The organism is Candidatus Woesearchaeota archaeon, from assembly GCA_018675335.1.
GTDB lineage: Archaea > Nanobdellota > Nanobdellia > Woesearchaeales > UBA11576 > JABJCP01.
Genome location: JABGYH010000004.1, coordinates 83,445 through 109,371 on the forward strand (window position 1 = coordinate 83,445; position 25,927 = coordinate 109,371).

Annotated in this window: 24 protein-coding genes; 8 read left to right on the forward strand and 16 right to left on the reverse strand. The window is 32.3% G+C overall.

Annotation, left to right across the window (positions count from 1 at the left end; translation table 11 throughout):
* The first annotated feature begins 40 nt into the window (after positions 1-40).
* From HN587_02840 to HN587_02850, 3 genes are all read left to right on the forward strand, one after another.
* Positions 41-2,665, forward strand: coding sequence for a pyruvate, phosphate dikinase (locus HN587_02840; GenBank protein ID MBT7902772.1), 2,625 nt, complete (start codon positions 41-43; stop codon positions 2,663-2,665).
* A gap of 136 nt (positions 2,666-2,801) precedes the next feature.
* Positions 2,802-3,182, forward strand: a complete 381-nt coding sequence (locus HN587_02845) for a hypothetical protein (GenBank protein ID MBT7902773.1) — start codon at positions 2,802-2,804, stop codon at positions 3,180-3,182.
* A 51-nt stretch (positions 3,183-3,233) separates the two neighbouring features.
* Entirely contained in the window at positions 3,234-3,512 is a 279-nt protein-coding gene (locus tag HN587_02850) for a hypothetical protein (protein ID MBT7902774.1), read from the forward strand.
* Here HN587_02850 and HN587_02855 read toward each other — a convergent pair.
* Together HN587_02855 and HN587_02860 are read right to left on the reverse strand one after the other, a co-directional pair.
* Positions 3,509-4,279, reverse strand: a complete 771-nt coding sequence (locus HN587_02855; protein MBT7902775.1) for a sugar phosphate isomerase/epimerase — start codon at positions 4,277-4,279, stop codon at positions 3,509-3,511. The genes HN587_02850 and HN587_02855 overlap by 4 nt on opposite strands.
* Positions 4,280-4,369: 90 nt before the next feature.
* Positions 4,370-6,532, reverse strand: coding sequence for a hypothetical protein (locus HN587_02860; protein MBT7902776.1), 2,163 nt, complete (start codon positions 6,530-6,532; stop codon positions 4,370-4,372).
* A 218-nt stretch (positions 6,533-6,750) separates the two neighbouring features.
* Between HN587_02860 and HN587_02865 the strand changes: the two genes are divergently transcribed.
* Positions 6,751-7,968, forward strand: coding sequence for a hypothetical protein (locus HN587_02865; protein ID MBT7902777.1), 1,218 nt, complete (start codon positions 6,751-6,753; stop codon positions 7,966-7,968).
* 61 nt (positions 7,969-8,029) lie between these two features.
* Entirely contained in the window at positions 8,030-8,527 is a 498-nt protein-coding gene (locus HN587_02870; protein ID MBT7902778.1) for a flavin reductase, read from the forward strand.
* A 3-nt stretch (positions 8,528-8,530) separates the two neighbouring features.
* Here HN587_02870 and HN587_02875 read toward each other — a convergent pair whose 3' ends face one another.
* On the reverse strand, positions 8,531-8,956 hold the full coding sequence (locus tag HN587_02875) for a hypothetical protein (GenBank protein ID MBT7902779.1): 426 nt from the start codon (positions 8,954-8,956) through the stop codon (positions 8,531-8,533).
* Between the two features lie 124 nt (positions 8,957-9,080).
* Here HN587_02875 and HN587_02880 point away from each other — a divergent pair, with 124 nt between their 5' ends.
* Positions 9,081-9,548, forward strand: a complete 468-nt coding sequence (locus HN587_02880; GenBank protein ID MBT7902780.1) for a hypothetical protein — start codon at positions 9,081-9,083, stop codon at positions 9,546-9,548.
* A gap of 98 nt (positions 9,549-9,646) precedes the next feature.
* Here the strand turns inward: HN587_02880 and HN587_02885 are convergent, their stop codons facing one another.
* The 4 genes from HN587_02885 to HN587_02900 all read right to left on the reverse strand — a co-directional run bounded on the left by HN587_02885 (position 9,647) and on the right by HN587_02900 (position 12,450).
* The gene (locus HN587_02885; protein MBT7902781.1) at positions 9,647-10,375 is read right to left on the reverse strand and encodes a class I SAM-dependent methyltransferase; all 729 of its coding nucleotides are present in this window, start codon (positions 10,373-10,375) and stop codon (positions 9,647-9,649) included.
* A gap of 69 nt (positions 10,376-10,444) precedes the next feature.
* Entirely contained in the window at positions 10,445-11,062 is a 618-nt protein-coding gene (locus tag HN587_02890) for a DUF4395 domain-containing protein (protein ID MBT7902782.1), read from the reverse strand.
* Positions 11,063-11,123: 61 nt separating this feature from the next.
* On the reverse strand, positions 11,124-11,879 hold the full coding sequence (locus tag HN587_02895; protein ID MBT7902783.1) for a class I SAM-dependent methyltransferase: 756 nt from the start codon (positions 11,877-11,879) through the stop codon (positions 11,124-11,126).
* Positions 11,869-12,450: an Lrp/AsnC family transcriptional regulator gene (locus HN587_02900; GenBank protein ID MBT7902784.1), complete on the reverse strand. Its 582-nt coding sequence runs from the start codon at positions 12,448-12,450 to the stop codon at positions 11,869-11,871. Before HN587_02900 ends, HN587_02895 begins: the two co-directional genes overlap by 11 nt.
* Positions 12,451-12,725: 275 nt before the next feature.
* Between HN587_02900 and HN587_02905 the strand changes: the two genes are divergently transcribed.
* Positions 12,726-12,896 (forward strand): hypothetical protein, encoded by a 171-nt coding sequence (locus HN587_02905; protein MBT7902785.1) that lies wholly within the window; start codon positions 12,726-12,728, stop codon positions 12,894-12,896.
* Between the two features lie 128 nt (positions 12,897-13,024).
* Positions 13,025-13,588 carry a peroxiredoxin gene (gene ahpC / locus HN587_02910; protein ID MBT7902786.1) on the forward strand — a complete coding sequence of 188 codons (564 nt, stop codon included), beginning with the start codon at positions 13,025-13,027 and terminating at the stop codon, positions 13,586-13,588.
* Between the two features lie 252 nt (positions 13,589-13,840).
* Here ahpC and HN587_02915 read toward each other — a convergent pair whose 3' ends face one another.
* The 9 genes from HN587_02915 to HN587_02955 all read right to left on the reverse strand — a co-directional run bounded on the left by HN587_02915 (position 13,841) and on the right by HN587_02955 (position 25,802).
* Entirely contained in the window at positions 13,841-14,965 is a 1,125-nt protein-coding gene (locus tag HN587_02915) for a LamG domain-containing protein (protein MBT7902787.1), read from the reverse strand.
* Between the two features lie 131 nt (positions 14,966-15,096).
* Positions 15,097-15,771, reverse strand: a complete 675-nt coding sequence (locus HN587_02920; protein ID MBT7902788.1) for a methyltransferase — start codon at positions 15,769-15,771, stop codon at positions 15,097-15,099.
* The gene (gene pheT / locus HN587_02925) at positions 15,743-17,467 is read right to left on the reverse strand and encodes a phenylalanine--tRNA ligase subunit beta (protein MBT7902789.1); all 1,725 of its coding nucleotides are present in this window, start codon (positions 17,465-17,467) and stop codon (positions 15,743-15,745) included. Before pheT ends, HN587_02920 begins: the two co-directional genes overlap by 29 nt.
* The gene (locus tag HN587_02930) at positions 17,458-19,020 is read right to left on the reverse strand and encodes a phenylalanine--tRNA ligase subunit alpha (GenBank protein ID MBT7902790.1); all 1,563 of its coding nucleotides are present in this window, start codon (positions 19,018-19,020) and stop codon (positions 17,458-17,460) included. The genes pheT and HN587_02930 overlap by 10 nt, the downstream gene beginning before the upstream one ends.
* Positions 19,021-19,044: 24 nt before the next feature.
* Complete coding sequence (locus tag HN587_02935) at positions 19,045-20,289, reverse strand: M20/M25/M40 family metallo-hydrolase (GenBank protein ID MBT7902791.1); 1,245 nt, start codon at positions 20,287-20,289, stop codon at positions 19,045-19,047.
* 138 nt (positions 20,290-20,427) lie between these two features.
* On the reverse strand, positions 20,428-21,564 hold the full coding sequence (gene menC / locus HN587_02940; protein MBT7902792.1) for an o-succinylbenzoate synthase: 1,137 nt from the start codon (positions 21,562-21,564) through the stop codon (positions 20,428-20,430).
* Between the two features lie 149 nt (positions 21,565-21,713).
* Positions 21,714-22,850, reverse strand: a complete 1,137-nt coding sequence (locus HN587_02945) for a hypothetical protein (protein MBT7902793.1) — start codon at positions 22,848-22,850, stop codon at positions 21,714-21,716.
* 16 nt (positions 22,851-22,866) lie between these two features.
* Complete coding sequence (locus tag HN587_02950; GenBank protein ID MBT7902794.1) at positions 22,867-24,150, reverse strand: histidinol-phosphate aminotransferase family protein; 1,284 nt, start codon at positions 24,148-24,150, stop codon at positions 22,867-22,869.
* Positions 24,150-25,802, reverse strand: a complete 1,653-nt coding sequence (locus HN587_02955) for an aspartate aminotransferase family protein (protein MBT7902795.1) — start codon at positions 25,800-25,802, stop codon at positions 24,150-24,152. The genes HN587_02950 and HN587_02955 overlap by 1 nt, the downstream gene beginning before the upstream one ends.
* Positions 25,803-25,927 lie beyond the last annotated feature (125 nt).

Here is a 25,927-nt window from a genome sequence, read left to right on the forward strand (position 1 = left end):
AGATTAAAATCATAAATAAAATAACCAATTATTGGGGTGAATAAAAGTGACTAAATATGTATACGATTTCTCAGAAGGGAAAAAAGACATGAAAGAATTATTAGGCGGCAAAGGTGCAAACCTAGCTGAAATGACAAACATTGGAATTCCAGTACCATTCGGATTTACAATCACTACCGAAACATGCCACGAATTTTCTCAAAGCAATAAATTTCCAGAAGGAATGCTTGCAGAAGTAGAAGAAAAAATCAAACTTGTTGAAGAAAAAATGGGCATGAAATTTGGAGACCCAACAAACCCATTATTATTATCAGTTCGAAGTGGAGCTGCAGCATCAATGCCTGGAATGATGGACACAGTACTAAACTTAGGACTTAATTCTACAATCGTTGACGGAATGGTTCAAAAAACAGGAAATGAAAGATTCGTACTTGACTCATACAGACGATTTATTCAAATGTTTGGAGATGTTGTAATGGAAGTACCACACCACAACTTTGAAAAAATTCTTCACGCAAAAAAAGAAGAAAAAGGAGTAAAGCTTGACACAGACTTAACAATTGAACACTTAAAAGAATTAGTTAATGAATACAAAGCAATGGTTAAAGAAACTACTGAAAAAGATTTTCCAGAAGATCCAATGGAACAATTAAAATTGTCAATTGAAGCAGTATTTTCATCATGGAATAATAGTCGAGCAATATTATACAGACAATTAAATGATATTAAAGGACTTCTTGGAACTGCAGTAAATGTACAAGCAATGGTATATGGAAACATGGGTGATACATCAGGAACGGGAGTTTGTTTTACAAGAGATCCTGCAACTGGTGAAAATATTTTCTACGGAGAATACTTAATGAATGCACAAGGCGAAGATGTTGTTGCAGGAATTAGAACACCACAAAAAATATCCCAACTAAATGAAGTGATGCCTGAAGCTTACTCCGAACTTGTTGCAATTTACAAAAAACTTGAAACACACTACAAAGACATGCAAGATATGGAATTTACAATTCAAGACTGTAAGTTATACATCTTACAAACAAGAAATGGAAAAAGAACCGCAGCTGCTGCTGTAAAAATCTCAGTTGATATGGTAAGCGAAGGACTAATTGATAAAAAAGAAGCACTACTAAGAATTGATCCTAATGCACTTAACCAATTACTGCACAAACAACTAGATCCTGCAGAAAAGGTTAAATTTAGCGCAGTTGCAACAGGACTTCCAGCGTCCCCTGGAGCTGCAGTTGGACAAGTAATATTTGATTCACACAAAGCAAACGAATGGGCAGAAGAAGGAAAAACAGTAGTACTTGTAAGAACTGAAACTAGTCCTGAAGATTTAATTGGGATGAATGCAGCACAAGGAATCTTAACTTCTCGAGGAGGAATGACATCTCATGCAGCAGTAGTTGCAAGAGGAATGGGAAAATGTTGTATTGCAGGATGTTCTGATGTTATTGTTCATGAAGCAGAAGGATACATGGAAGTTGCGGGAAAACAAATCAAAGAAGGAGAATACATAACACTTGATGGAACTACTGGAGAATTATTCCTTGATAAAATTCCAACAAACGATCCCGAACTAACTGGAGACTTTGGAACTATTATGAGTTGGTCTGATGAAGTTCGAAAACTAAAAGTAAGAACTAATGCAGATGGACCAAAAGATGCAACTGTTGCAATTAAGTTTGGAGCAGAAGGAATTGGTTTATGTAGAACTGAACACATGTTTTTTGAAGGTGACAGAATCAAAGCTATGCGCGAGATGATTTTATCAGCAGATCTTGAAGGACGTAAAAAAGCTCTGGCTAAAATATTACCATATCAAAAAGCAGACTTCAAAGGATTATTCGAAGTAATGGGAGATCTACCAGTAACAATTAGATTACTTGATCCACCACTACACGAGTTTTTACCAAAAGACGCAGCAGACATTAAATTAATTTCTGAAGAATTAAATGTTAGTGTTGAAAAACTAAATGAAAAAATTGAAAGTTTACATGAAGTAAATCCAATGCTTGGACACCGTGGATGTAGACTCGGAATTACCTATCCAGAAATTACTGAAATGCAAACAAGAGCAATAATTGAAGCAGCGCTCGAAGTAAAAAAGGAAAAAGGTACAAATTTAGTTCCAGAAATTATGATTCCATTAATTGGAAATGTAACTGAATATAAAAACCAAAAAGAAGTAGTGGTAAAAATTGCAGATGCAATCATTTCAGAGTCAGGAATTGACATGAAATACATGGTTGGAACTATGATTGAAGTTCCTCGAGGAGCATTAACCGCAGACGAAGTTGCAGCAGAAGCAGAATTTTTTAGCTTTGGAACAAATGACCTAACACAAATGACTTTAGGATTTTCAAGAGATGATGTTGGAAATTTCGTACCTGAATATGTTAAAAAAGGAATTTTAGAAAAAGATCCATTTCAAGTTTTAGATCAAACAGGAGTTGGACAACTAGTTAAAATGGCTGTTGAAAAAGGAAGATCCGTAAAGAGTAATTTGAAACTTGGAATTTGCGGAGAACATGGAGGAGAACCATCATCTGTTGAATTCTGCCACAAAGTAGGACTTGACTATGTAAGTTGCTCACCATTTAGAGTTCCAATTGCAAAACTTGCAGCAGCACAAGCAGTTTTAAAAGAAGAATAAAATTTTCTTTTAGCATATGAGTTTTTAAAATTTTTTATTTTTTTAAATTTTATTTTTTTTCTCATTTTTAGCATATTATTGATATCAGCAATCTTAAGTACCTAGTTCTCAAACTCATACTTAGGGTGAAGGAAAAATGAATAAACTAGCAACAGCAAGCAATATAGGCGATTTAGCAATAACACTTGGAATAAAACTTAGTCCAACAACTCAAGAACTATTTGTTAAACAGCAATATGAGCCAACAGTGCATTTTATGAGATCTGCTTTAACGACTCGCAATAATTTAACTTTAAGCGGTGCAAGACAATGGGCAGTAGTTAAAGATTTGGAATCTGCAGGGTTTGAATTTTTAGGCTGCGTTAAACCTCAACATGCAAACACAGTTTATCAAACATTATTATCAAACTATCCTGCAAGAAATATTATTACAATCCCAGGAGAAACAATGATATACAGGCCAATGGAAAAAAGAATGCCACACAAAGAACAGGTTTATTTTTTTCATAGAACTTAAAATATTAATAAAGTTTAAATATGAAAATCATACACTCATTTTTTGATCTGTATGTTACCATTCAAAGTTGGCATTGCCTATCAATTAAGAGAAGTTGAAGAATATCAAACAACACTCGCAACTGAATTAGGTCATCCAGTAACAATCGATGCAGCAATTAAACATTGGGTCGGTGCAGGATATGCTGCAACATTCAGAAAACAACTTGAAATACGCGAAGCACAAATACTTCAAACATGCACTTATTCTTGTGGAATACCTGAAGAATGTAAAGGATTTGAATACTGCCCATTAGAACTCGCCGTTGTTCACGAAACATTAAATGATTAAGGATCTTTTGTTACTTCAGTTAATTCTTGGTAATCTAAAAGCATTTTATCCATAAATCTTGCATCATACTCTAAAACAACTTCTCCTTGAAATTTAGTAGAGCTCAAATAACCAACTAATTGAGGTGCCATAAGACTCCCTCGACGATAAGGAAGATGAACTTGCCATTTTTCATCCGAATTATCAGGAATAATTCTATTACTCAAATGCAAAACACCAACTTTTGAAGAAACCAATTCAAACTCAGTAAGTAAGTCAATACCTTCTACAGTATGACTTATATCATAAGTAATTCCTAAATGAGGCATAACACATGCAAGCCCAAATAAACTTAATGGATCATAAACCCACCTTTGATCATTTCCATTTCTCCCTCTTGAAGGAAAATTTTCTAAACAAATTTGCACATCAGAATCTGTAAGTTGTCCCTCCAAATCAAGAAGCGCATTCATTTCAGCAGATTTTATTTGAACTAAATCAGATTTCGGACTTTTAACAGGATGAATTGTAATTGTACTAACTTCGTAAATATCTTGCATTGCCTTAATCAGGTGAAAAAACTCAGGATCAGAAAAAGCAACAGTTGGTGCATGAATTGAAGTTACAGAAATATCATTTTGTCCAAGTTGATCTAAAATTGCATCATGATTTTTTGGAAAGCCATGATAAAAATTTAGTTGAACATTAACTCCACTAAATTTAGCTAAATCAAAATTAAGATCTAAAACATCTTTCGCTTCCAAACAACACGAATACGTAACCGCCATTTTTCACATATTTTTTTAAAATTAGTTTTTAATAATTATTTTTCAATAATTTTTTTATTATTTTATTATTTAATATTAAAATAGACCTAATTATCTTTTACAACAATCACCAGCTTTACCTGCTTGCAATTTTTTTAAATATAACTCATGAAGTGCAGTCACTGAAACATCAACTATCTGCAAAGTATTATTATCTCGCCGAGTATAATCTCCTCTCAGATCATGATGCCCGCCACCACGCAAATAAACATCAGTAACAAAATGAAGCCCGCAAAAATGAACTCTCCCACCATCATTAAGACTTAACTTACCACTTCTAAAACCTGCCACTGCCGCAACATTTGTATCTTCTTCATCAATAATAGTCGCATAACCTTCATCCCTTGCACGACGAATAAGTGCATCGGTTTGATAATAAATAGGAATTGTCGCACACTTACCAACATCCCATGATAAACCTCGTTCGTTTAAAGCAGAAATTAAATGATCTTGAAGAATTGGACTTGAAGTAGGCCGCGTCCTATTTAATGGCGCCACATAAAATGATGTTGGATCAGTACCCATAAAATCTCCTTTACGATCTAACCTCGCAAATTCTCCTGTTAAAACTACACTTCCAGGAGGGAGTTCATCAACTAAACTACCACAAATTCCAGGTGCCACAATATATTCAGCACCAAAACTAATACCTATTTCTGCCCACTTCATTGCGCTAGTTTGACCACTACAACAAATAAGATCAAACTCAAAACCATCTTCAAATGAGTAACGAACAATATTTTGCCCAATAGAATTTACTTCTGTTGGAACTGCACCCGGCAAAACTAAAAAATTAGCTTCACCTCTTAACCCTGCATGTTCAAGAGTTTTAGGAGTTGCAGCAGGATCACCAAATATTTGAGTTAATACCTCTTTATATCTAGGATTTGATGTTAATAAAACATATTTGGGACCTGTTTTTTTATGTCCATGACGACGAAGTTGACCCGCAGGCCTAATTGCAAAATTGTCAGGATCAGGATAAGCCATAAATTCATTTAAGTTCGCAAACAAATGATTTCTGAAAAATTTTATTTGTTCATCAACACAAGACTCAAATGATTGATCTTCAAATCTACGTTTTGGTTTGAATGCAATTCCTAACTGATCTTTCCAAGAATAAATTTCAAAATCTTCAATCCTATCAGGATGTGATGTCAAATATTCTTTTGCTTTTTCAAAAATAATTCTTTCAACATCCTTAATATGATCTAACCTAGTATTTACTGGAAAAACAAACCAATCAGGATCACTCAAATAATCTAATTCTAAATCCCTATAATTAAAAAGGTTATTTTTTATGCAACCTGCATTTTCATCTTTAGTGAAATCGTGAGCTGCAAGAACAATTCTTTGCCACATTTTAGGATTTTGACTAACCCACCAATTCATAATTCCTTTACTACCCTCATCATTATTTGGAAATTTAATTTCAAACCCAGATTCATCAATTGGCACAACATCTTTTTTTGAAGGAGTGCCAGCTAAATCTTTTGGAAGTCCTACTTCAATAATTTTTTCACAAACAAGTTCTAATGAACCATATTCTTGAATTAAACGCTCAACAGTGATTCCATTAAGACCATGATTAGAACGATGATAAACTCCTTTTGAAACAAAAAATTGTTTTGCACGACGAATCTCATATTTCATCTCATCAGTCCAGCCAGCCATAGAAAGAATATAATCTAGAGTCCTCACATCATATTTTGGGCGAATGCTTAAATCAACTCGCCCACTAGACCTAAACGTATATGCCATTCTTGGTTGATCATCAAAATCAGACCCTTTACGACCTAACTGATCCACTGCTGGAACATGCCTAAGAATAGTATCTGCGATAACTTGTTTGAATTTAATTGACTCTTCATTCATAAGAACCATATCGATATCAGTATCTGATTTGGCAGGAAGATAAGTTCCTCTCGCAGAACTACCAACAGAATAAAAAACTATATCTCGTTTTTCAGCTTCATCTTGATCAAATAAAAAAATACCCGAATCGAGTTCTTCTCTCGTAATTGGAATTTGATCTTTAGCAATTAATTCTTCTAATTTTGCTTTTGGAAAATAATTCCCAATAAAAATACCCACCTTTGCAGGATCAAAATCATGAGCTACAAGAATATCTCTTAAATCAGTAAGAATACAAACATCTGTTTCGATGTTATGTTGATGCTCTATTTGTGATACGTTCCACCCATTATGTTGCACGAATTTCAAAGCCCCCTGAATCAACTTATAAAATTATATTAACCCTTAAAATTCAATAATAACTTATAAATGTTTGGATTTAGTTTTTACTCCTCAGTAGAAATGCTTTAATTATTGTTCTCGACGAGACCAAACCCAAAGCCTTAAATATAACCTCGAAACTCTGTCAAAAGCTCTAAAAAAAATAAAACGAAATTATTTGTTGAGATCAGAAAAAAATGGAACACCTAGATTTACTAATATCAGAAGAAGTGCTACGCGATGGACAACAAGACTATCGAGGAGTATCATTCAATCAACCTGAAATGCTAGAACTAGCACACGCAATAGCATCAATTGGCCCTGCTATTTTTAATATTGACATAATGCCTGCGATGCACGAAATGCACGCAGATGTAGCATCACAATTAATTCGTGAAGGAATTCCAATAACACAAGCAACAAGGATGCACGCAGATGATATTTCAGGTTGCCTAACAAGAGGAAATAGAGTTATTACAATAAGCTCAGTATCCGAAGAATTAATGCACGCCAAAGGACTAACTGCTGAAAAAAACTTAAGTTCAACACTACGAGAAATAACTGCAGCAACCAATTATGGCGCTAGCACAAGACAAGTTGAAGTTGGACTAGCACTTGAAGATGCGTCCCGTGCAGATTTAGGATTTCTAAAAAATTATATTCAAGCAACATCACAACTAGTAGATTACTTCGTATATTGCGACACCAATGGAATTGCAACTCCAAGTGAGACAGGATCAATAATTAGTGAACTCGTAATCGATACTGGAGCCAAAATACTTATGCACTGCCACAACGACTCAGGACTTGCAGTTGAAAATACAATTGAAGGCATCCTTTCAGGTGCTGCAGGAATCTCAACAGTACTTACTGGAATTGGAGAACGAGCTGCAGGAAATGCACCAACTGAAGAAGTTCTTGAAGCATTAAAAGAAAGAGGATATCTAGTTAATGATGTTGATTATGATAGACTTCACGCAGTTACTGACTTAGTAAAAATGTATACTGGCGGACTTAAACCAGCAGATAAAGGTGTTCAAATTCATTCATCAGGAATGCATGTTCACGGAGTTAGAAGTGGACTTAAAAGAGGAGTTGAAGTTTATGGTTCAGAAAAAACTTATGGCGCTGCAAGACCAATCGAAGTTACACTAACAGTTGCAAGTGCTAGAAGTACTCTTCAAGAAATAACTGCTGCAACAGGAATTGACATTGCAGAACAAGACGTACCAGCAATACTTACTGGCCTTAAAAACTTAGCACTAATGAGACGACAAGGAATAACTCCAACTCAAGCCGCAGAAATAATTCAAACAGGGCAATATTTGGCACACCAAGATTGGAGAACAATTCCTGCCCTAACTCGACCAAGATTACTAACTCCCAATCAACCAAGACCATACAGACCAAAATAAATTTGAAATCACACCAAAATAATAAATAAATATAAAAAAACAATTAACTTCTCATCCATTTATGACTAAAAAAATTTTATCCAAACTAAGTTATGGAGTTTACGCAGTAGGTGCTGGACGCGAAAAGAAAAATGCACAAATTGCAAATTCAATAATGCAAATAAGTTCTGAACCTCAAACTATCTCAATTAGTCTTCACAAAGAAAATTTAACACAGGATTTAGTTTTAGCTGAAAAGAAATTTTCTGTTTCAATCTTATCTAAGAAAACTTCACTCGAATTTATTGGTAAACTAGGATTTAAGTCAGGCCATACAGAAGAAAAATTAACAGACATCAATTTCGAAATTGTTGATGATGTTCCAGTCGTTATTGAAAATTCTATTGGATGGCTCATTTGCAAAGTTATTGAATCTATCGATGTTGGAACACACACAGTTTTTATTGCAAAAGTAATTAATGGGCAACTTTTGAATAGCGATGAAACAATGACCTATGATTTTTATAAAAATGTCAAATATGGAGGAGTTCCAAAAAATGCTCCAACATACAATAAATAGAAATTATAATCTAGGTAAAATAAAATTAGGATCTTGCTTAACAATATACATAGCAAAAAGTTCAAGAGTTAATTCATCTTTTTTTGGTAAATTAGCATAGTCCAATCCAAGCATATTACAATAAGACCGATTATGACATAAATCATCACTCAATCTTTTCCAATTCTTAAACAAATTATCCGAAATTGGTGCTTCAGAATTGATTGCATCTGCCAACTCATCAATAGAACCATACTGCGCAACATGATCTCTCGCACTTTCAATCACTTCCATTTGTTTTTGTCTGGCTTGCGCGCCGAAATCAACATAAGCAACATTAGTTTGAACTGGCTCAGGATCATATCTAGAAGAAACCGTTTCAAGCTCAGCTAATTCCCCAGAATCAGGAGCAATTAATCTCATAATATGAACAATAGCTGGGAAAAACATTTTTTATTAATACCTCAACACAAATACCCAAAGAACTAGCATATAAGCTTTTCGATTGTTAGTCATTTAAGAGTAGTTAATTAAACGAAAAGTTTAAATATAAGCATTAAAATAACTCCCGAAAATGGTAGAACACGAAGATACAGCAAGCAAAGAACTTTCCGATATTTTATCAGAAATTCAACGCACACATAAAACTCACAGCCCAAATGAAGTCGTACTATTTGCACACCAAGACACAAGCTATACGCTGCAAGATCTTACTGCAGAAATTTCTTCATTAGGTTATGATGGCGCAGGAGAAAAACAATATGAAGCATATTCTCACGGAATAAAATCAGGAAATTCTCAAATTGGAACTTTACAAATTAATGCTCGAAAAGGATCCATAGAAATTACATACTCACCACAAACAACCACTCAAGAATCAACAAACGATAACGAATTATCATTTAAAATGAAAGTAGGATTTGGCAGCAGAGTTATTGACTATGAAGTAAAAGGAAATGATGGAATGTACCGAAGTCATTTTCAAAAAAGAATGGTAAAAGGATTAATGACAGATCTATTAAAACAAACACAAAAAACTTAAACTGTTTAAAAAATATTTTTAATCTTAAATTAATTATTTATTTTTTACTTTCATCAATGGATGTTTTAAAGCAATATCTAATTGAGGTTTTATTTAGATCACTTCAATTCTTTGATACCAACAAATAAGCCCCTGCCTTTCATCAAACCATTTTTAATAAATTTAGATTTGAGACCTGCCAATTTCATAAACTGTAAAGTTTTATCAATTTCAAATAAACCCATTTCATGCCTGTCGATAAAATGTTTTACTTCTTTATTCTTCTCAGCAATTAAATAATGCATATCCATTATAGAAATATTACCTTTAACTTTAGATACCACCAATCTTGAAATTTTAAGATCTTTTCCATCATAAGTTGACATATGAGGAGACCCTGCCAAGTACGCAGATTTTGTATACCACGGCTCAATTATAACTACCCCACCCGGTTTCAAATGTTTTGAAAAATTTAACAATGTCTTTTTAAGATTTTGATAAGTTTTAATATAACCAAGAGAACTAAAAAGACAAGTTATCACATCAAACTTTTTATTTAGCTTTATATTAACCATATCTGCTTTTTTGAAAGTAACATTTTTTATTTTCTTTTTCGCAATATTTAGCATACCTTGATTTATATCAGTCCCAGTACAAGAAAAAGTTTTCTTAAAATACTTAATGTGATGACCAGTCCCACATGCAACTTCAAGTAAATCTTTGCCTTTTGATTTTTTATATCTGACAATAATTTTATTGAGTTTAACCACTTCTTTTTTGTAATCTTTCCAATAGTAGATTAAATCATAATACTTTGCCAGATCCAGATAGAGCACTTGTTGTTTCATAATATTTATCTTTACAAGAATGAGATTATAAAATTATCGAAAAATAAAAGAAAAAAAGAAGAAAAAAAATTAAAGCAATCCTGAAAATGCCAAAAATCCAATTAAAACAACAAATAATACAGTAATTACTATTTGAACCCAATTAATCATTTGAATATCTTCTTTGAACTTTAATTCACAAGACCCACCCGGACATAACTTTGCTTTCTTTTTATTGAAATATTTGTAGATTAAACAACCCAAACAAATTCCAAAAACTGATTCGAAAAACAAAAATGTCAAACAAGCAAGACAAATAATTAAATTTACAGGTCCTGTAACATTAAAAATTACAACCAAAAAAAACATAGTTATTGCTAAACTAAGCCCAAGAATCCATGCAAACTTTTTTTGTGGTGCCCCAGAATACTCAGGAGTTTGATTTTGAACTACAAATCTGCCCACTACTAAAAAAGGAGAATACTTAGGATTAATTACAAGCCTAATTAAAAAATCAATTAAGAATGCAATAACAAAAATTTTGATAAAATAAAAATTTTTAAGTAAAAATGCATTCATAAAAGCAATCATCGCAAATAAAAACATGATTCCAGCACCAGCCCTAATTTCTCGCTCATTAAAAACGTGCACATCAAATCCCTTTACAGTTTCACCAAATTGAAACAAATTTTTCTTTAAATTTTTCATAATATAACACCCAGTTAATTATATCTCATTAAAATAAATTAGTCATTCATCAAAACATAATCTATTTTTTCTTTAATTTCCAAACACAAAAATTAGGCAAATCCATTGTTTCGCCATATTTATTTAAATATTTTTGTTCAGCACTCTTCGGAGGTTTACAATCCTCATAATCTACCAATTCAAACCCGTGTTTCATAATAAACTTTATTATTGTCGCATAAGTTTTGTGATGATGAGAAACAGTAAATGATTTTTTTTCATTCTTCCATTCAGAATAAATTAATCTTTCATCAAAATAATTTTTAACAATCCTGAATTCTTTTCCTTCCCACGCAACTTTTGTTAAAACTTCTTTGAATGGATTATAAATTGAAAAAACAAAAATTCCGTCTTTTTTTAAAACTCTATTAACTTCATTTAAAATTTTAGTCCAATTTTTGAAATGTCCAAGAACCATCGCAGAAAAAACAACATCAAACTCTCGGGATTTGAATTGTAACTTTTCAATATCACCCACAATAAAGGTCGATTTAGGAGATTCTGTTTTTGCTAATTTAATTGATTCTTTAGAATTATCAATCCCAATTACTTTTGCACCTTTTTTTGTGAGAATTTTAGCATGAATTCCAGGACCACAACCAAGATCTAACACATTTTTATTTTTGACATCACCCACAAGTTTAAGCAAAAAAGGAGTCTCAAGAATTTCCTTATAAAACTTTACAGAACTATCTTCTTTTCTTAATTTATGGTAATGCTTGGCAAGACCATCGTATGCTTTTTTGATTTGAGATTTCATAGATTTATCACTTATCAAAACAAAGTTCACCTTCACACTCATAACAATCTTGTTTACAATTAAGTTGATTTTTATTATCATAATCAACATTAAGTGGAAGAACAAAATCTTTAGCAGCAGATATAACAATATTCATCTCAATCTCTTTAACTTTAGGATTTCCTCTTAAATGACAATTAACAATTCCTTCTAATCTTTTCAAATCAGTTGCAGTAAATAATAAACAAACATTATACTTGCCAGAAGTTACTAATGCATTCAAAAAGAACGGGCAATCTTTAAACTCATTTACGAGCCCAGTTGTATCTGTCGTATTAATATCAATTTTTGCCAAGAACAAATCAACTACTTTGAAATTAACACCATTTACTGCATGTAAAATTCCTTTATCTCTAAGTTTTCTTAACCGTGCACCCACTGAGGGTTGAGATAATTTAATTTTTTTTGCAATTTCTTCTTGAGAAATATCAGGATTTGTTTGAATTAAAGTCATAATAACATTGTCTCGCTCATCCAAACCAAGCTTATCATTAAAGTGAATTTTTTCTTTGAATTCATCAATTTTTTGAAAATAGTTTTTTGCAGCCATAATTATACACCCCTAAAATCAAGTTTTAGACTTACAGCAGAAATCATTAATTAAAACAACTGCCAACAAGCAATAACGCATAAAACTCAATTTTATTATAATTTAGTCTAAAAACTTCTACTATTTATAAACATTTCCTTTAAGATAAATGAAAAATAGGCCATTTCATTATAAAACAAAGAGATTGATTTTAAATAATATAAGTCAGACTAAATGCTTAAGTGAGAATGAAATGCGTCAATAATCATTAATATTTTATTAAGAGGTGAAAACAAATGAAACAAAAAATAAATTGTCATAAAGGCAAATGTGCAGAATATGGCACAGTTGATTCTGAAATTGAATATCTTAAAAAACAAACAAACATTGTTGAAAAAATTCAAACAGACCTATTACAAGAAAATATGACAACTACAAAAAAAAGAAAAAGATCTAATTATAATTAAATTAATGATTTACAAAAATTAAATTAAGTAGAATCGGATCCTGAGTTTGCCTCTTTTCTTAGGGTCCGATTTTAATTCTTATCATAAAAATAAAAAAATTAACCCACATAGAGGGAGGTAACAAAAAAATGATAAAAATAAATGAAAAAGCACCAGAGTTTACAGAAAATGCATATGTTGGTGGTGAAATAAAAAAAATAAGTTTAGAAGATTACAAAGGAAAATGGGTCGTATTATTTTTCTATCCCGCAGACTTTACATTCGTATGTCCAACAGAACTTGGAGATCTTGCTGATAATTATGAAACTATTAAAAATTTAGGTGCAGAAATAATTAGTGTAAGTACTGATACTGCATTTGTTCATAAAGCATGGCATGATACTTCAGAAACAATTAAAAAAATAAAATTTCCAATGCTTGCAGATCCTTCCAGACGAGTATGCACTGCTTATGGAACCTTAATTGAAGACGAAGGATTATCTTTAAGATCCACAGTATTAATTAATCCAGAAGGAGAAATAAAAGTGTTTGAATTCCATGATAATAGCATTGGACGAAATACAAAAGAAATAATTCGAAAAATTCAAGCAGCGAAATTTGTTTCTGAACACAATGGACAAGTTTGCCCTATGAATTGGAATCCTGGAGACGAAACATTAACTCCTGGCGTTGACTTAATTGGAAAGATCTAATTATTAGAACTAATTTAATCTTTCAATTAATTAATTTTTAAATTTTTTAAAATTCTATTTTTTCATAAAATAAATTTCGATAATAAAATAATATATACTGAGGTAGCAATAAAATGAAACCAACAAATAAAAAAGAAGAAACATATAAAGATATATTTTACTTTAACGGAAATAAAGTATCAAGATTATGTGAAAGAAAAAACGGAAAAATGATTTGTGAATTTGTAGATAATAGTTAAACAAAGCTCACAATTAATCTTTTTTTCTAATTACAACAAAACCGCCAACAGTTAATGCTAACAATAACATAATTGCATAATCTGAGAATTCTGGAACTGCTGCGGGAGCTGAACCAATGTTTATTGTTCTTGAACTCATAACAGTTTCTGAATCAGATGCATTCTTTGCTGAAACAAAATAAGTATAAGAAGAATTATCTAAACCAGTTGTTGCATTCTGACTTTGATTAACATAAAATCTCCACTGAGTAGAATTAAATTGGTTTAAGTTAGATACATATTGCTGATAAATTTCATTTGATGATAAACTTCTATTCCAAATTCTAACTTCGTCAATAGTACCATCCCAAATTCTCGAATTAGTACTAAAATCACGACCGATTTCTAAATTGTTATCTGAAGTATCTTGCCATCCAATAATTTCAGCACTTGCATCTTCAACACCATTAATGAAAAGTTTTGCTGTAGTTCCATCATAAGTTGTAGCAACATGATACCAAGTATCAGTTTGAAGTCCAATATCACTTTGAATTTTATTTGAATCGAATGCCATTTGTAACTGATTTGAATTAATTCCTGCATCACCAACTCTAAATACAAATCCAGTACTTCCTCCGGTGAACTTACTAACAATCGCATCAATATAAGGATTTACTGCATCAAACGAATCAGCATAAATCCAAGCAGAAATACTTAGAGTTGTTAAATCGTTTAAACTAGAAGAATTACTAACTGTAATGTAATCGCTCGATCCATCAAATAAACAAGCATCATCATATTTTCCAGAAGTTGTATAAGTTATACCTGGATTTGCAGACCCATCATTACCATACATAGAAACATCTGCAAATAAAGTATTAGTTTCACCAAGATCTGAAACATCATCAAAATTCATCATTAAAACTAAAGAATCATCATAATAAGTGAAATTAGTCCCATTCCAATTATAATTAAACTCATTTAATTGAGACTCATTAACTCGCACATTCATTTCTACAAAAGATTCATTTCCAGTATACGCATTATTTTGAGGAGTTGGAGTTACATAACTTATAGAAGGTGCTGCAAAAACACCTACAGACAACAATGCACAACTAAAAATTAATGCAAACAGCATTTTAAATGAAAGTTTAACCATCCTTAACAAACAACCCCGTTTTTTATTTAAATCACTTATTATTTATTAATTCAATTATGGTTAATATATAAATATTATTATTATTTATTAGTATTTAATTATGCTCAATATTCATTATTATAGTTTAATTATTATGTAAATTTATTTGGAACCCCCACAAAGACTTTATTTTTAGGAGTGATTTTAGAATCAATAAAACTCACATGAACAGAATAACCTTGATCTCTAATGTAATTTAAAAATAATCTATCATTTTGGACAAATTGATAAGCACTACCTTTATGACAACAAGGCATTATTGCAAAACTTAAAGAATTCTTAATTGCAATATCTACAACACGCCCAGTTAAGTCTCCACATGCATGAATTGCACAAACAATACCTGATTTTTTTTGTTGCACAGGTAAATTCGTTGTTGATAAATCTAAATCAAATATGTCTGCTTCTTCAAAATAAATTTGATTTGAAACAGTAGGATATATTCTTGAAATAGATTTTCTTAACGAACAATATTTAGTGGTTTGAACTTTATCAAATTGAAAACTTGTAACTTCCCCATATTTTAACGCAAGATACATTCCAAGCAAACCATTACCACAACAAAGATCATAAACAACTTGATAATTTTGATCACCAAAATTAATTAATTCTCCTGATTGAACTACACTTACAAACTCACTAACTTTGCGCAAATGTTTTTGTTCAATATTGCACCCATCAAGAATATTTTTTAAAACTAATTCAAGCTCACACTCACTAGTCATTCGCGCTTCAGAGTTATTTGGATTCAAACGGAGACTTAACATATTGCTCAACCACATCAAGATTAAATTCACCAACGACTGCAGGCAATTCCAAATCAAAATTTGTTAAAACACTCGGATGAACCTCTCCAAACGACCCCACAAAAACATCTTTATTCTCTCCAATGTAAACTTCCCCAGATCTTCCTTCAAAATAATGTGGTGCAGTGCCAGGTCTTACGCAATAATCCAAATTAAGCGAATCAAAAAAACCAGAAACTAAACTTCGTGCACGAGAAAACTCAGTATTTGCACCCATTTCTGCAAAAGCAAATTTACGAATATCCCTGGTTTGATTTGCACTGTCTTTATCAACCAAAATACAATCATCAACTTCAAAAATACTAATAGGGGTTGCTTTCACCTTATTGTATCTTAAAAATTTAAGAAGCTCAGGAACTAATTTTACCCTCGTAATTTCATGACCTGCAGATTTTGAATTAAGCAAAGAAACATAATCAAGTCCCATTTGTTCCTTCATACGATGATACTGATCTTGAGTATTAGATAAAACAAAAGTCATTACTTCAACTAAACCCATCTCAACACAAGCATCCCTAACATATGATGAAAATTCTTCCCTGGGATGACCTTTACCCATACTAAAAGTTCGGGGAGCTTGAAATTCAAAATTACCATACCCAAATGCAATTGCTATGTCCTCAACAACATCGCAAGGATCCAGTACATCAACTCGGTAACAAGGAATCTGAAGATCAAATCTAATATCTTGTTTTTCTTTTGTACTAGTCACACCATAACGCATACGCTCAAGAAAAGAAGTTACTTGACCAGGATCTAATGAAACTCCCAAATAATCATTAATTAAACTTAAATTCAAACTAATTTTTGAAGGAGTAAAAACTGGCGATTCATAAGACATACTTTCTAAATCTCCTGTGTGTTTTATATCAACACTTTCAATAATGGTATCACGATCAGCAAGTGCAGTTGTTAACATATTAACTGTTTTAATTAAAGTTGGACGATGAGTTCCAGTAACTTCAATAAAAAGATTTTTTGTATCGGGAGTTACTTTACCACTATAATTTGAGTTAATAATCGGCGGAAAAGAAAGAACTTCCCCTAACGAATCAACCAATAACGGAAACAAATCAAATCCTTCTAACAAATGTGCATATTCAGAACCCATGGGATGCTCAGTAAGAATTCTATCTAAAGTTAATTTAGTATCAAACTCTAGTGGAACAAAACTTTCTTCACTAGGCACAACCGCACGATAATGAATCGGAGGAGTTACTTTATCAAAATCATAAACTCCAATTGCAACCTTATGTCTTTTTCTCCCCAATGTAAGATGAAGTTTTTCTTGAAAACGAATAATTGAACGCAATAAATGATCATCAACCGTAACATTACGAACAACTGCGGCACCAATAAATGGACGAATGTCCGCAGTTTTAGGATCTACAATAAGTTCAACTCCCGACACTGGTGCAACATAAGATTTAAGTCCAGTTTCTAAACTATTAAAACCTCTAAGAGACCTTGCGAATCCTTCAACACAATACAAATCAGGACGTTCTGGAGTTACATCTACACTAAACTCACCTTCTTCAGATAAATCTCCTTCAACTTCAATCCCATAATCAAAAGACAATTCTTTCAGATCTTCAAACGAAATATCTTTACCAAACAAATTCTTAAAATCATCAAATGAAAAAGTACTTACAGCCATAGTTTACCCTCCCCCCTTAACCAATCAACATCAACTTCACACCCATACAAATCTTTAATTTTTGGAACATCAAAAACAATACTTGCTAAACGTTCTAACGCAAGTCCCCACGCAATTGCTTTTTGATTTTCAAAACCAAACTGACTCATCATTTCAGGACGAAACATTCCAGAATTTCCAACCTCGACGTGTTTATCAAGTGCAGGATGATACGCAAAAATTTCCATAGACGGTTCTGTATAAGGATTAAATGTTTTCTTAAACTTAATATCAGTCAACCCAATTCGCTGATAAAAAACAGAAATATGCCCCATCAAATCACGCAAATTAACATCACCCACAACAACACCTTCTATCTGATGAAATTCAGGCAAGTGCATTGCATCCATAGTTTCATTTCTAAAAACTCTCCCAATAGAAAACAATTTCATTGGAGTGTCAGATCTTTCTTCCAAATATTGTGCAGTAACTGCAGTCGTATGAGTTCTTAAAACATTTTTACGTGCAACTTCAGGATCAAAATCATACGCATACAAAGCAGTATGAGATTTTCTAACTTCTTCTACTAACTCGGGAGACAGCTGACCACATTTTGCAGGATGTTCTAAAAAAAAAGTATCTTGCATTTCACGAACAGGATGATCTTGTGCAGTAATTAATGCATCAAAATTATAAAAAGAAGAGGACACTAAAGAACCAGCCATATATTCATAACCCATATCTCTAAAAATTTTCTCTACGTATTTTGCTAATTGTCTTAATGGATGATGTTTTCCTATTTGCAAAGTTTTTGAGTCTAACGACGGATCATAAGATTTAAACTTAGTTGTTTTCCAAGAACCTGAACGAATCATATCAGGAGTTAACACTGCAACTTCTTTTTCACCGACCGCGTCTAACCTCGCTTGTCCTTCAGGCACTATTTGAAGAACATAATTTGACCTTTCCTTTGATCTAATTAATTTACGTTTTTCAAACTCTTTTAATCGAGACTGCACATAATCAGAATCTTCCAATTCACTTAAGACAAATCGGGATTGTGATTTTAATAATTGAAAAAATTCATTTCGCAAAATAAGTTCGGAAGTATTATCCCCAGGAACATAAGTTATTTCTAAAGGTAATTCTTTATCCAATCTTTCAATTGATACCAACCCTAATTTTCTTAATTCATTTAATGCCATACCAAATGTTTTTTTACCCAGTCTTGATTCAAGATCATCACCTGTTACAAATAATTCATCCTGCATAATTTTAAGAAGAGAATACTCGGGCAGATCAGATTCTCGTAATGATTCAAATCCTTCAAGAGGTCTCACTTCAAAATATTTTTGTTGCGAAAACTCAATCCATCCTTGATCACGAAAAAAAGATCCTTCTCTAACAATATCACTATTATTTAATCCATATTTTTCTACAAGATCTAAATTAGAAATTGGACCTGCGGCGTCAGATAAAACTTGCAATAAATTTCGCTGAGCATTTGTAAATTTTGGATTTGTGTTCGGATTTGAATTTGAATTAGTTTTTTCATTTGTTTTTGAATCAGCCATTTTTTTACTACCCCTACAATTTAATTATAATACCCAATTAGCTAAAAAAAGATCAAGAGATTCATACACAGAAAGTAATGAATCAATACACACTCTTTCTTGATCACCATGATGTCCTATAGACAACCCACCAAAAATAATGCTTGGAATTTTTCTTTCACTAAAAAATCTAGCATCACTTGCACCATGACCTTTTTTAAAAATAGGCGGGCAACCTAATACTTTTGAAATATGATTTGCAAAATTTGCAACATGAATATTATCTTTTGGCGTGTGAAGAATTGATACAAGGGGATTTGGCTTATGAACTGTGATTTTATAATCTTTACAACCATCAAAACAATTACGAACTCCTTCTTGAACTTCAGCTGCACAAGACAAAATAATTTCAAAAACTGCATTGTGAGACCAATCAGAAGAAAGTCTTAAATCTAGTTTTGCAGTTGCATATTTAGGAATAGAATTTGCACTATTAAGAACAATTTTATCTTCTGAAACTTTAACATCACCCCCATAAATTCCACCAAGATTAACTGATTCAATCCAACTCTCAGTTGCTGGAGCAGGAAACTTTTCTCTTAATTTTGAATATACTGCAAACAATAAATCAACAGCACTTTTTGCTTTCCAAGGACGAGCAGCATGACCTCCTGGACCTTCAGCATCAATTACTACCCACATCGCACCTTTTTCACCATTAATAATTTTTAAATTTGAAGGTTCAATTGCAATTACGAAATCAGGATTGATATGAGGTGCCACATAACCTGCACCACCAAAACCACCAATTTCTTCATCAGTTGTCACTAAAATCTGAATATTTGTCGTTTCATGATACTTCAAAAATAATTTTAATGCTATTGCTAATCCTGCTTTCATATCTCCCGCCCCACGCCCATGTAAAAAATTATTTTTAACATATGGTTCGAACTGAGAACTTGATCCTGGAACTACATCTGCATGAAGTAATAATAATAATGAAGGCATGCGAGCAATTTTGGGATCAGGATTAAAAAAATGATAAGACTCAATATTTTGTCCAGAATTAGGACTAATAGAACAATAATATTTTTGATCAAATGACTCGTTAGTTGAATTTGAACTTAGAAAATTTTTTACATATTTAAGAATTGCAACACGCTCTGAGGGATGATTTGCATCAGACCTAAATCTAATAAGATCTGACGTTAAACTAATCAATTCAGATTTTAATAATTCTGATTTTTCTCTAGTTTTATAGCTCTCGCTAATTTTGTCTTGACTTTCCATAATACTAAAAACCACCCAATTACAGCATGCAATGCAAAAAATAATTCTTAATCGCATACTAAATACAAAATAATGCTTGCTGCTTAATGTTTAAACTTCTAGTTAAACTTCTAGTTAAACTTCTAGTTAAACTTCTAGTTAAACTTCTAATGAAAACTGTTCGATTGTATGTTTACTCAATAATTCTTCATCAGGAACAACCCCTATTCCAGGTTCATCAGATAAATAAATAATCCCATTTTGGTGTTCCCTCCCACCTTTTACTAAATCTTCCTCAAAATACCTTGCAGAATCAGAATTATCTCCCGGCAATAAAAAATTAGGCAATGTGGAGAGATGATCCAAAAATGACTTTCCAATAAATGACTCGACCATCCCCCCAATCCAAACTGGAATATTTTTCTCTTTACAAAAATCATGAATTTTAATTGTTTCCGAAACTCCCCCGACACGTGCAGGCTTAATATTAATGATTTTGCAAGAATTAAAATGAACTGCAGTTTTTACATCTTCTAAACAATGTATGCTTTCATCTAAACACACAGGAGTTCTAATCTTTGCTTGAAGCTCTGAATGATCAAACAAACAACTCTCAGAAAAGGGTTGTTCAATCATCAATAAATTATAATCATCAAATTGAGAAAGATGTGCTATATCCCCCCCAGAATATGCCGAGTTTGCATCAACCATTAAACGAATACTTGGAAAGTGACTACGAATAAATTTAACAATATCAACATCCCAACCAGGTTTAATTTTTACTTTAATTCTCCTATATCCTTCTTCAGTATATCTTTTAATATCTGCAATAAGTTCTTCAGGCGAATCTTTTATCCCAATACTTATTCCAATCTCACTCCAATTTCTTTGTGAACCAATAAACTTGTAAAGAGGAAGATTAGCTTTTTTTGAAAACAAATCCCAAACTGCCATTTCAATTCCTGCTTTTGAAATATTATTTCCTTTAATATCTGCAAAAAATTGATGGATGTCATCAGGACAAGAAAGTTCTTTGCCAATAATTCTTGGAAGTAAAATATTTTGTAAAAGTTTTTTGCCAGATTCTAGAAATTCTGAAGTGTATAAAGGTAAATCTAGATGTGGCGACTCCCCCCAGCCAACTAATTTTCCAGATCTAATGCAAATTAATAAAACATTACGTTCAGTTAATTCACCAAAACTAGTACGAAATGGAGTTATGAGTTTTAAACGAACTTGATATAATTCAATCTTGTCAATTTTTAGTTTATCAGGCGAGTTTTGAGTAAAATCCATTTTTATTTCTCTTTTGATTTTATTTAATAATTATATTAACTTTAATTAATAAATGAGTTATGTTTTATTTTCGGAAAGTTTCCGGTGAAAATGAAAAAAATTTTGAAATCATAAAATTATGAAAAAAACAAAAAAAATAATTATAAATTTCAAGACTTCTGCATCACATAAAAAGGCCTCAGACCATTCCCATTGAAAGGATCTAATTGAGTTTCATGCTTTTTTAAAACTAAATCCACTACTTGATATCCCCTCTCAAGATAAGTTTCAAAAACTGCCCGGCTCTTAGTACGCCAATCAAGTCTAACTGGACTATCCAAACTTGCATCTGCTGCAATAAAATCAGACTCATTAAAATTTAGAGGAACTTCAAACAAAATAGTATCAGCAGTTTGATCTAAATCAAATTCTTTTAATTCCCTACAATAAACAAGTCCTGACTGAGGTGATTTATTTTTTTGTTCAGGTTGGCCTAAAAATTCTGGCGATAATGTAAGCAATCTTGCACTTGTTGAAGAAATTACTTTTGCACCATCTGACACATATTTATCAAAAGAAGTTTTTGAAGAACTTGGAGGTTGATTCTTTTTTGATGTATCCCAAGTAACAATAAATCTATCAGTAGGAAGTCCTTTGTAATCTCCACTAATTTCACCATAATAATCACGCACATAATTTTTTGGAGCAGGCACTTTAGCACCTAACTTGTTTAAATTAAGCTTACCATTCCTAGAAATTAAAGGATCATATGTCCACTCAATTACACCCATGCCTAAACTTGCACACTCATCACGTTGAAAAGACTTAAGTAACGCACCAATACCTTTACCTCTCAAAGATTTTCTCGTCGCAACCATGTGAGAATAAAAAACATCCCGATCACAACGTTGCGCATACACTGCAAATTCTTTATCAATGTGTGCAGGAACATTTCCTCCAAACTCAATAAAATCATTAACTGAGTTAACAAGTCCTGAATTATTACTAAAAAAACCTAGTGCATACCCGACCAAAAAAGGATTATCTGAATTTGAAATTGCATCATCATTTGCAAATGCACCTACAACCAAACCATTATTTCCACAAATTTTTAACAGCTCAGGAGTTAGTATATCTTCCTCACCTAAATTCCAACCTTCCACTTGCAAATCCACAATTTGCTCTAATTCAATTTGACTGTCAAGATCAACTGGCCTTATAACAATATCACTTACGACCAATTTTGATTCATCTATTTCCGACTTATCACTTTTTAATTTATCCCTTTTCGATTTATCTACTTTCATTTTATCAACACTCCCCTTAACCACGATACTCACCACTAGAAACATCACTCATACGTTCGATCAAACAAGAATTAGCCTCAGGTTTTCTAACTGTTAAACGAACATAACCTTTGCCTGCAAGAGATGGAATAAAATCTAAACTCTGAACAATAATTCCCTCCCTAAGAAAATCCCCTGCAACATTGCCTTTTCCTTTCAAAACAACAACATTTGTTTCCGACGGATAAAACTCATATTTATCACTCAACGCTTGTTCTAATTTTGTTTTTGCACTTTTTGTTTCACTTCTTACTAAATCCATATATTCAACATCTTGAAGTGCCACATTTGCAACCAAACCACTTATTGTTGAAATTGGAAATTGAAGACGCATCTTTTCCATGATTTCAATTATTTCAGGACTGCCAATACCATACCCGACTTGAATTCCTGCAAGACCAAGTCCCTTTGAAGTAGTTCGAGTTACAAATAAATTAGAATATTTGCCAAGTAATGAAACTGCACTATTAGCTCTTTTGTCACCATTAGCATCAGAATATTCCCCATAAGCTTCGTCGACCACAACTAATTTTTTATGCTTTGACGCAACACTTACTATCTCTTCAATGTGCTCCAAAGGAATTGTTGTTCCAGTAGGATTATTCGGAGTACACAACCAATACAAATCAATATTTGGATCACTTAATTTTTCCAAATAATCATCCCTGTTGGATTCAGACCATAAAAAACCATTATTTTCGTCGAGATCAGAACTAATAATTCTTGCATTAATGTGCGCTGCTGCTTCTTCAAACCTAAAAAAAGTAGGATTGTGAACCATCACAAAATTTCCAGGAGTTACAAACGCTTTCGTTACGAGTTCAAGAAGTTGATTACTACCAGTACCAATAGTTACAGGATATTTATCAAATTCTCCCCCACCTAATTTAACAAAATTATAAGGTTCAAGTTGAAATAAATCAGCAATTGTTTTAACAAGTGCAGATGCATTAGTATCAGGGTAATCTAATAGTTCTGCTCGAAATAGAGGATCTGCACTTTTTCTTAATACTTCTTGAATCTTTGACGTTGCACCCCAAGAAGATTCACCTAAATTAAATTTTTTAATATCTTCTTTTGCAATTCCTTTTTGTGCATATAAACTACCTAACAATTGCCACGCAACATCAACTGGATCGGCCTCCCCTTTTGAGGTATAATCTAATTTTATTACATCATAAGTCGTTGCTACATTAGGCTTAATTCTTAAAACTGCAGCCAAAGTTGTGTCGAGGTCCGATTCATTAATTATTCGAGACATTAACAATCACCTCGAATAAGATCAGATTCAATGTATGTGCAAAGTTCACCAACAAACCTATCAATATCTTGCCTGGTAGTATCTGGATGCATCAGACAAGTACGAATAGCATAAATCTGAGTATCTTTTTCCCCATTAGTTGCAAGCCCAGCACTTGATACAATAAAACCGGAATCAGATTCTGAAAAATATTTTTCAATTTGCACATTTAATGATTTAATTTCATCTGAATTATCACTACTTACATCACCACCAAAATAATCTTTTTTGGAAACGTGTTTAAATTTTTCTGGAACAAATCTAAAATTAACTAAATTTAAATCTGGCTCAGGATTCATTACTTCAATTCGACCCTCACTTAATCTTACAGATTGAAGTTGCGATGCAAAATAATTTGCATTCTCAAATGTTGTTTCAATCGTTTCTCCAATTCCTGCCAAACCAAAAGCAACACAAGTCAAATATGTAGATATAACTCCTGCAGTAGATTGTGATCCAATAAGTTTAACACCACCAAGGTGAGTTTCTAAATTTTTCTTAAACTCCTCAATATTTGATAAATCATTATTGATGTAACTAGCATCAGTTGAAACTGTCTGTAAATCATCACGATTTTTGAAAGTAATCGATCCAGCATTGTAGGGAACCCAAAATAATTTATGAGGATCAAAAGTTACTGAATCAAACTCTTTTACAACCTTTTTTAGATGCGCATATTTTTTTGTTAATACTGAAGGACCACCATATGCAGCGTCAAGATGAAGCCATATTCTTTCACCAGTTTCTTTTTCGTATTTTCTAACTAACTCCATTCCTTTTGCAATATCATCAACAGCCCCAATTTCAGTTGATCCTAAAACAAAAACAACTCCCATTGGTTTTTCTTTTGTACGATCTAAAGAATCTAGTTGAACTTGCAACTCATCCAAATCCATCCTAAATTCAGAAGTGGATCTAATCTTAACCAAGTGATTTTCACCAATGCCAATAGCATTAGCAGTTTTGTCCCAAGAATAATGAAATGACGCAGGAACAATTAATTTTGGAATTCTTAAATTAGCTTTTTCATAAACATCCGAATGAGGCGAAAACATTTCAGGAAAACCAATTTTTTTAAGATTAACACCTTCTTTTTCAAGATATGAAACATTTCTACCAGTTAGAAGAGCAAGAATATTTGCATCAGTACCTCCTGCAGTAATAAAAGAAATTGCTTCTTTTTGATCATAACCTAACATGTTTTTAACATACTGCCCAACACGTTGTTCTAAATGATTTTCAATTGGGGATACTTCACGACAAACTTGATTTCCAGTCATTAAAGCACCAATTAAATTTGCTACCACTCCAATTTTTGTTGGATCTGATAACATGTGTGCAAAATAAGAATGAGGATTGAAACTTAAACCTGCTTTCTCATAAATTTGAGCAAACTCAGTCATAAAATTTTGAAAACTAAAATCATCATTACTGGCCCGGTGTTGTGGCTTTGTTTCAAATTCATTAACTAACTGCGCAATATCAGTTTCAGAGGCAACTCTTGAAGGAGCAGAATCCCTAATACTTCTCGAACTAAAAAGAGTTTTAAAAATTTCGATGAACTCTTCAGGCTCACCAATTTGTCCGTTGAAAAATAAATTGTTGGATGTCATGCCAATTAATAAAGAAATCGTTTTAAAGTGAATTTTCCAACGAAAATCGAAAAGATTTCGACGAGAAAATTGTCATTTAAAAGGCAGTTAAATATACCTGAAAAGTTTTCGAAATTGAATGTGGC

Excerpts from the sequence above, each read along its gene's own strand:
- HN587_02845 (MBT7902773.1), top strand. The coding sequence starts at position 2,802 with ATGAATAAACTAGCAACAGCAAGCAATATAGGCGATTTAGCAATAACA.
- HN587_02850 (MBT7902774.1), top strand. The coding sequence starts at position 3,234 with ATGTTACCATTCAAAGTTGGCATTGCCTATCAATTAAGAGAAGTTGAA.
- HN587_02855 (MBT7902775.1), bottom strand. The coding sequence starts at position 4,279 with ATGGCGGTTACGTATTCGTGTTGTTTGGAAGCGAAAGATGTTTTAGAT.
- HN587_02865 (MBT7902777.1), top strand. The coding sequence starts at position 6,751 with ATGGAACACCTAGATTTACTAATATCAGAAGAAGTGCTACGCGATGGA.
- HN587_02870 (MBT7902778.1), top strand. The coding sequence starts at position 8,030 with ATGACTAAAAAAATTTTATCCAAACTAAGTTATGGAGTTTACGCAGTA.
- HN587_02875 (MBT7902779.1), bottom strand. The coding sequence starts at position 8,956 with ATGTTTTTCCCAGCTATTGTTCATATTATGAGATTAATTGCTCCTGAT.
- HN587_02880 (MBT7902780.1), top strand. The coding sequence starts at position 9,081 with ATGGTAGAACACGAAGATACAGCAAGCAAAGAACTTTCCGATATTTTA.
- HN587_02885 (MBT7902781.1), bottom strand. The coding sequence starts at position 10,375 with ATGAAACAACAAGTGCTCTATCTGGATCTGGCAAAGTATTATGATTTA.
- HN587_02890 (MBT7902782.1), bottom strand. The coding sequence starts at position 11,062 with ATGAAAAATTTAAAGAAAAATTTGTTTCAATTTGGTGAAACTGTAAAG.
- HN587_02900 (MBT7902784.1), bottom strand. The coding sequence starts at position 12,450 with ATGGCTGCAAAAAACTATTTTCAAAAAATTGATGAATTCAAAGAAAAA.
- HN587_02905 (MBT7902785.1), top strand. The coding sequence starts at position 12,726 with ATGAAACAAAAAATAAATTGTCATAAAGGCAAATGTGCAGAATATGGC.
- ahpC (MBT7902786.1), top strand. The coding sequence starts at position 13,025 with ATGATAAAAATAAATGAAAAAGCACCAGAGTTTACAGAAAATGCATAT.
- HN587_02915 (MBT7902787.1), bottom strand. The coding sequence starts at position 14,965 with ATGGTTAAACTTTCATTTAAAATGCTGTTTGCATTAATTTTTAGTTGT.
- HN587_02920 (MBT7902788.1), bottom strand. The coding sequence starts at position 15,771 with ATGTTAAGTCTCCGTTTGAATCCAAATAACTCTGAAGCGCGAATGACT.
- pheT (MBT7902789.1), bottom strand. The coding sequence starts at position 17,467 with ATGGCTGTAAGTACTTTTTCATTTGATGATTTTAAGAATTTGTTTGGT.
- HN587_02930 (MBT7902790.1), bottom strand. The coding sequence starts at position 19,020 with ATGGCTGATTCAAAAACAAATGAAAAAACTAATTCAAATTCAAATCCG.
- HN587_02935 (MBT7902791.1), bottom strand. The coding sequence starts at position 20,289 with ATGGAAAGTCAAGACAAAATTAGCGAGAGCTATAAAACTAGAGAAAAA.
- menC (MBT7902792.1), bottom strand. The coding sequence starts at position 21,564 with ATGGATTTTACTCAAAACTCGCCTGATAAACTAAAAATTGACAAGATT.
- HN587_02945 (MBT7902793.1), bottom strand. The coding sequence starts at position 22,850 with ATGAAAGTAGATAAATCGAAAAGGGATAAATTAAAAAGTGATAAGTCG.
- HN587_02950 (MBT7902794.1), bottom strand. The coding sequence starts at position 24,150 with ATGTCTCGAATAATTAATGAATCGGACCTCGACACAACTTTGGCTGCA.
- HN587_02955 (MBT7902795.1), bottom strand. The coding sequence starts at position 25,802 with ATGACATCCAACAATTTATTTTTCAACGGACAAATTGGTGAGCCTGAA.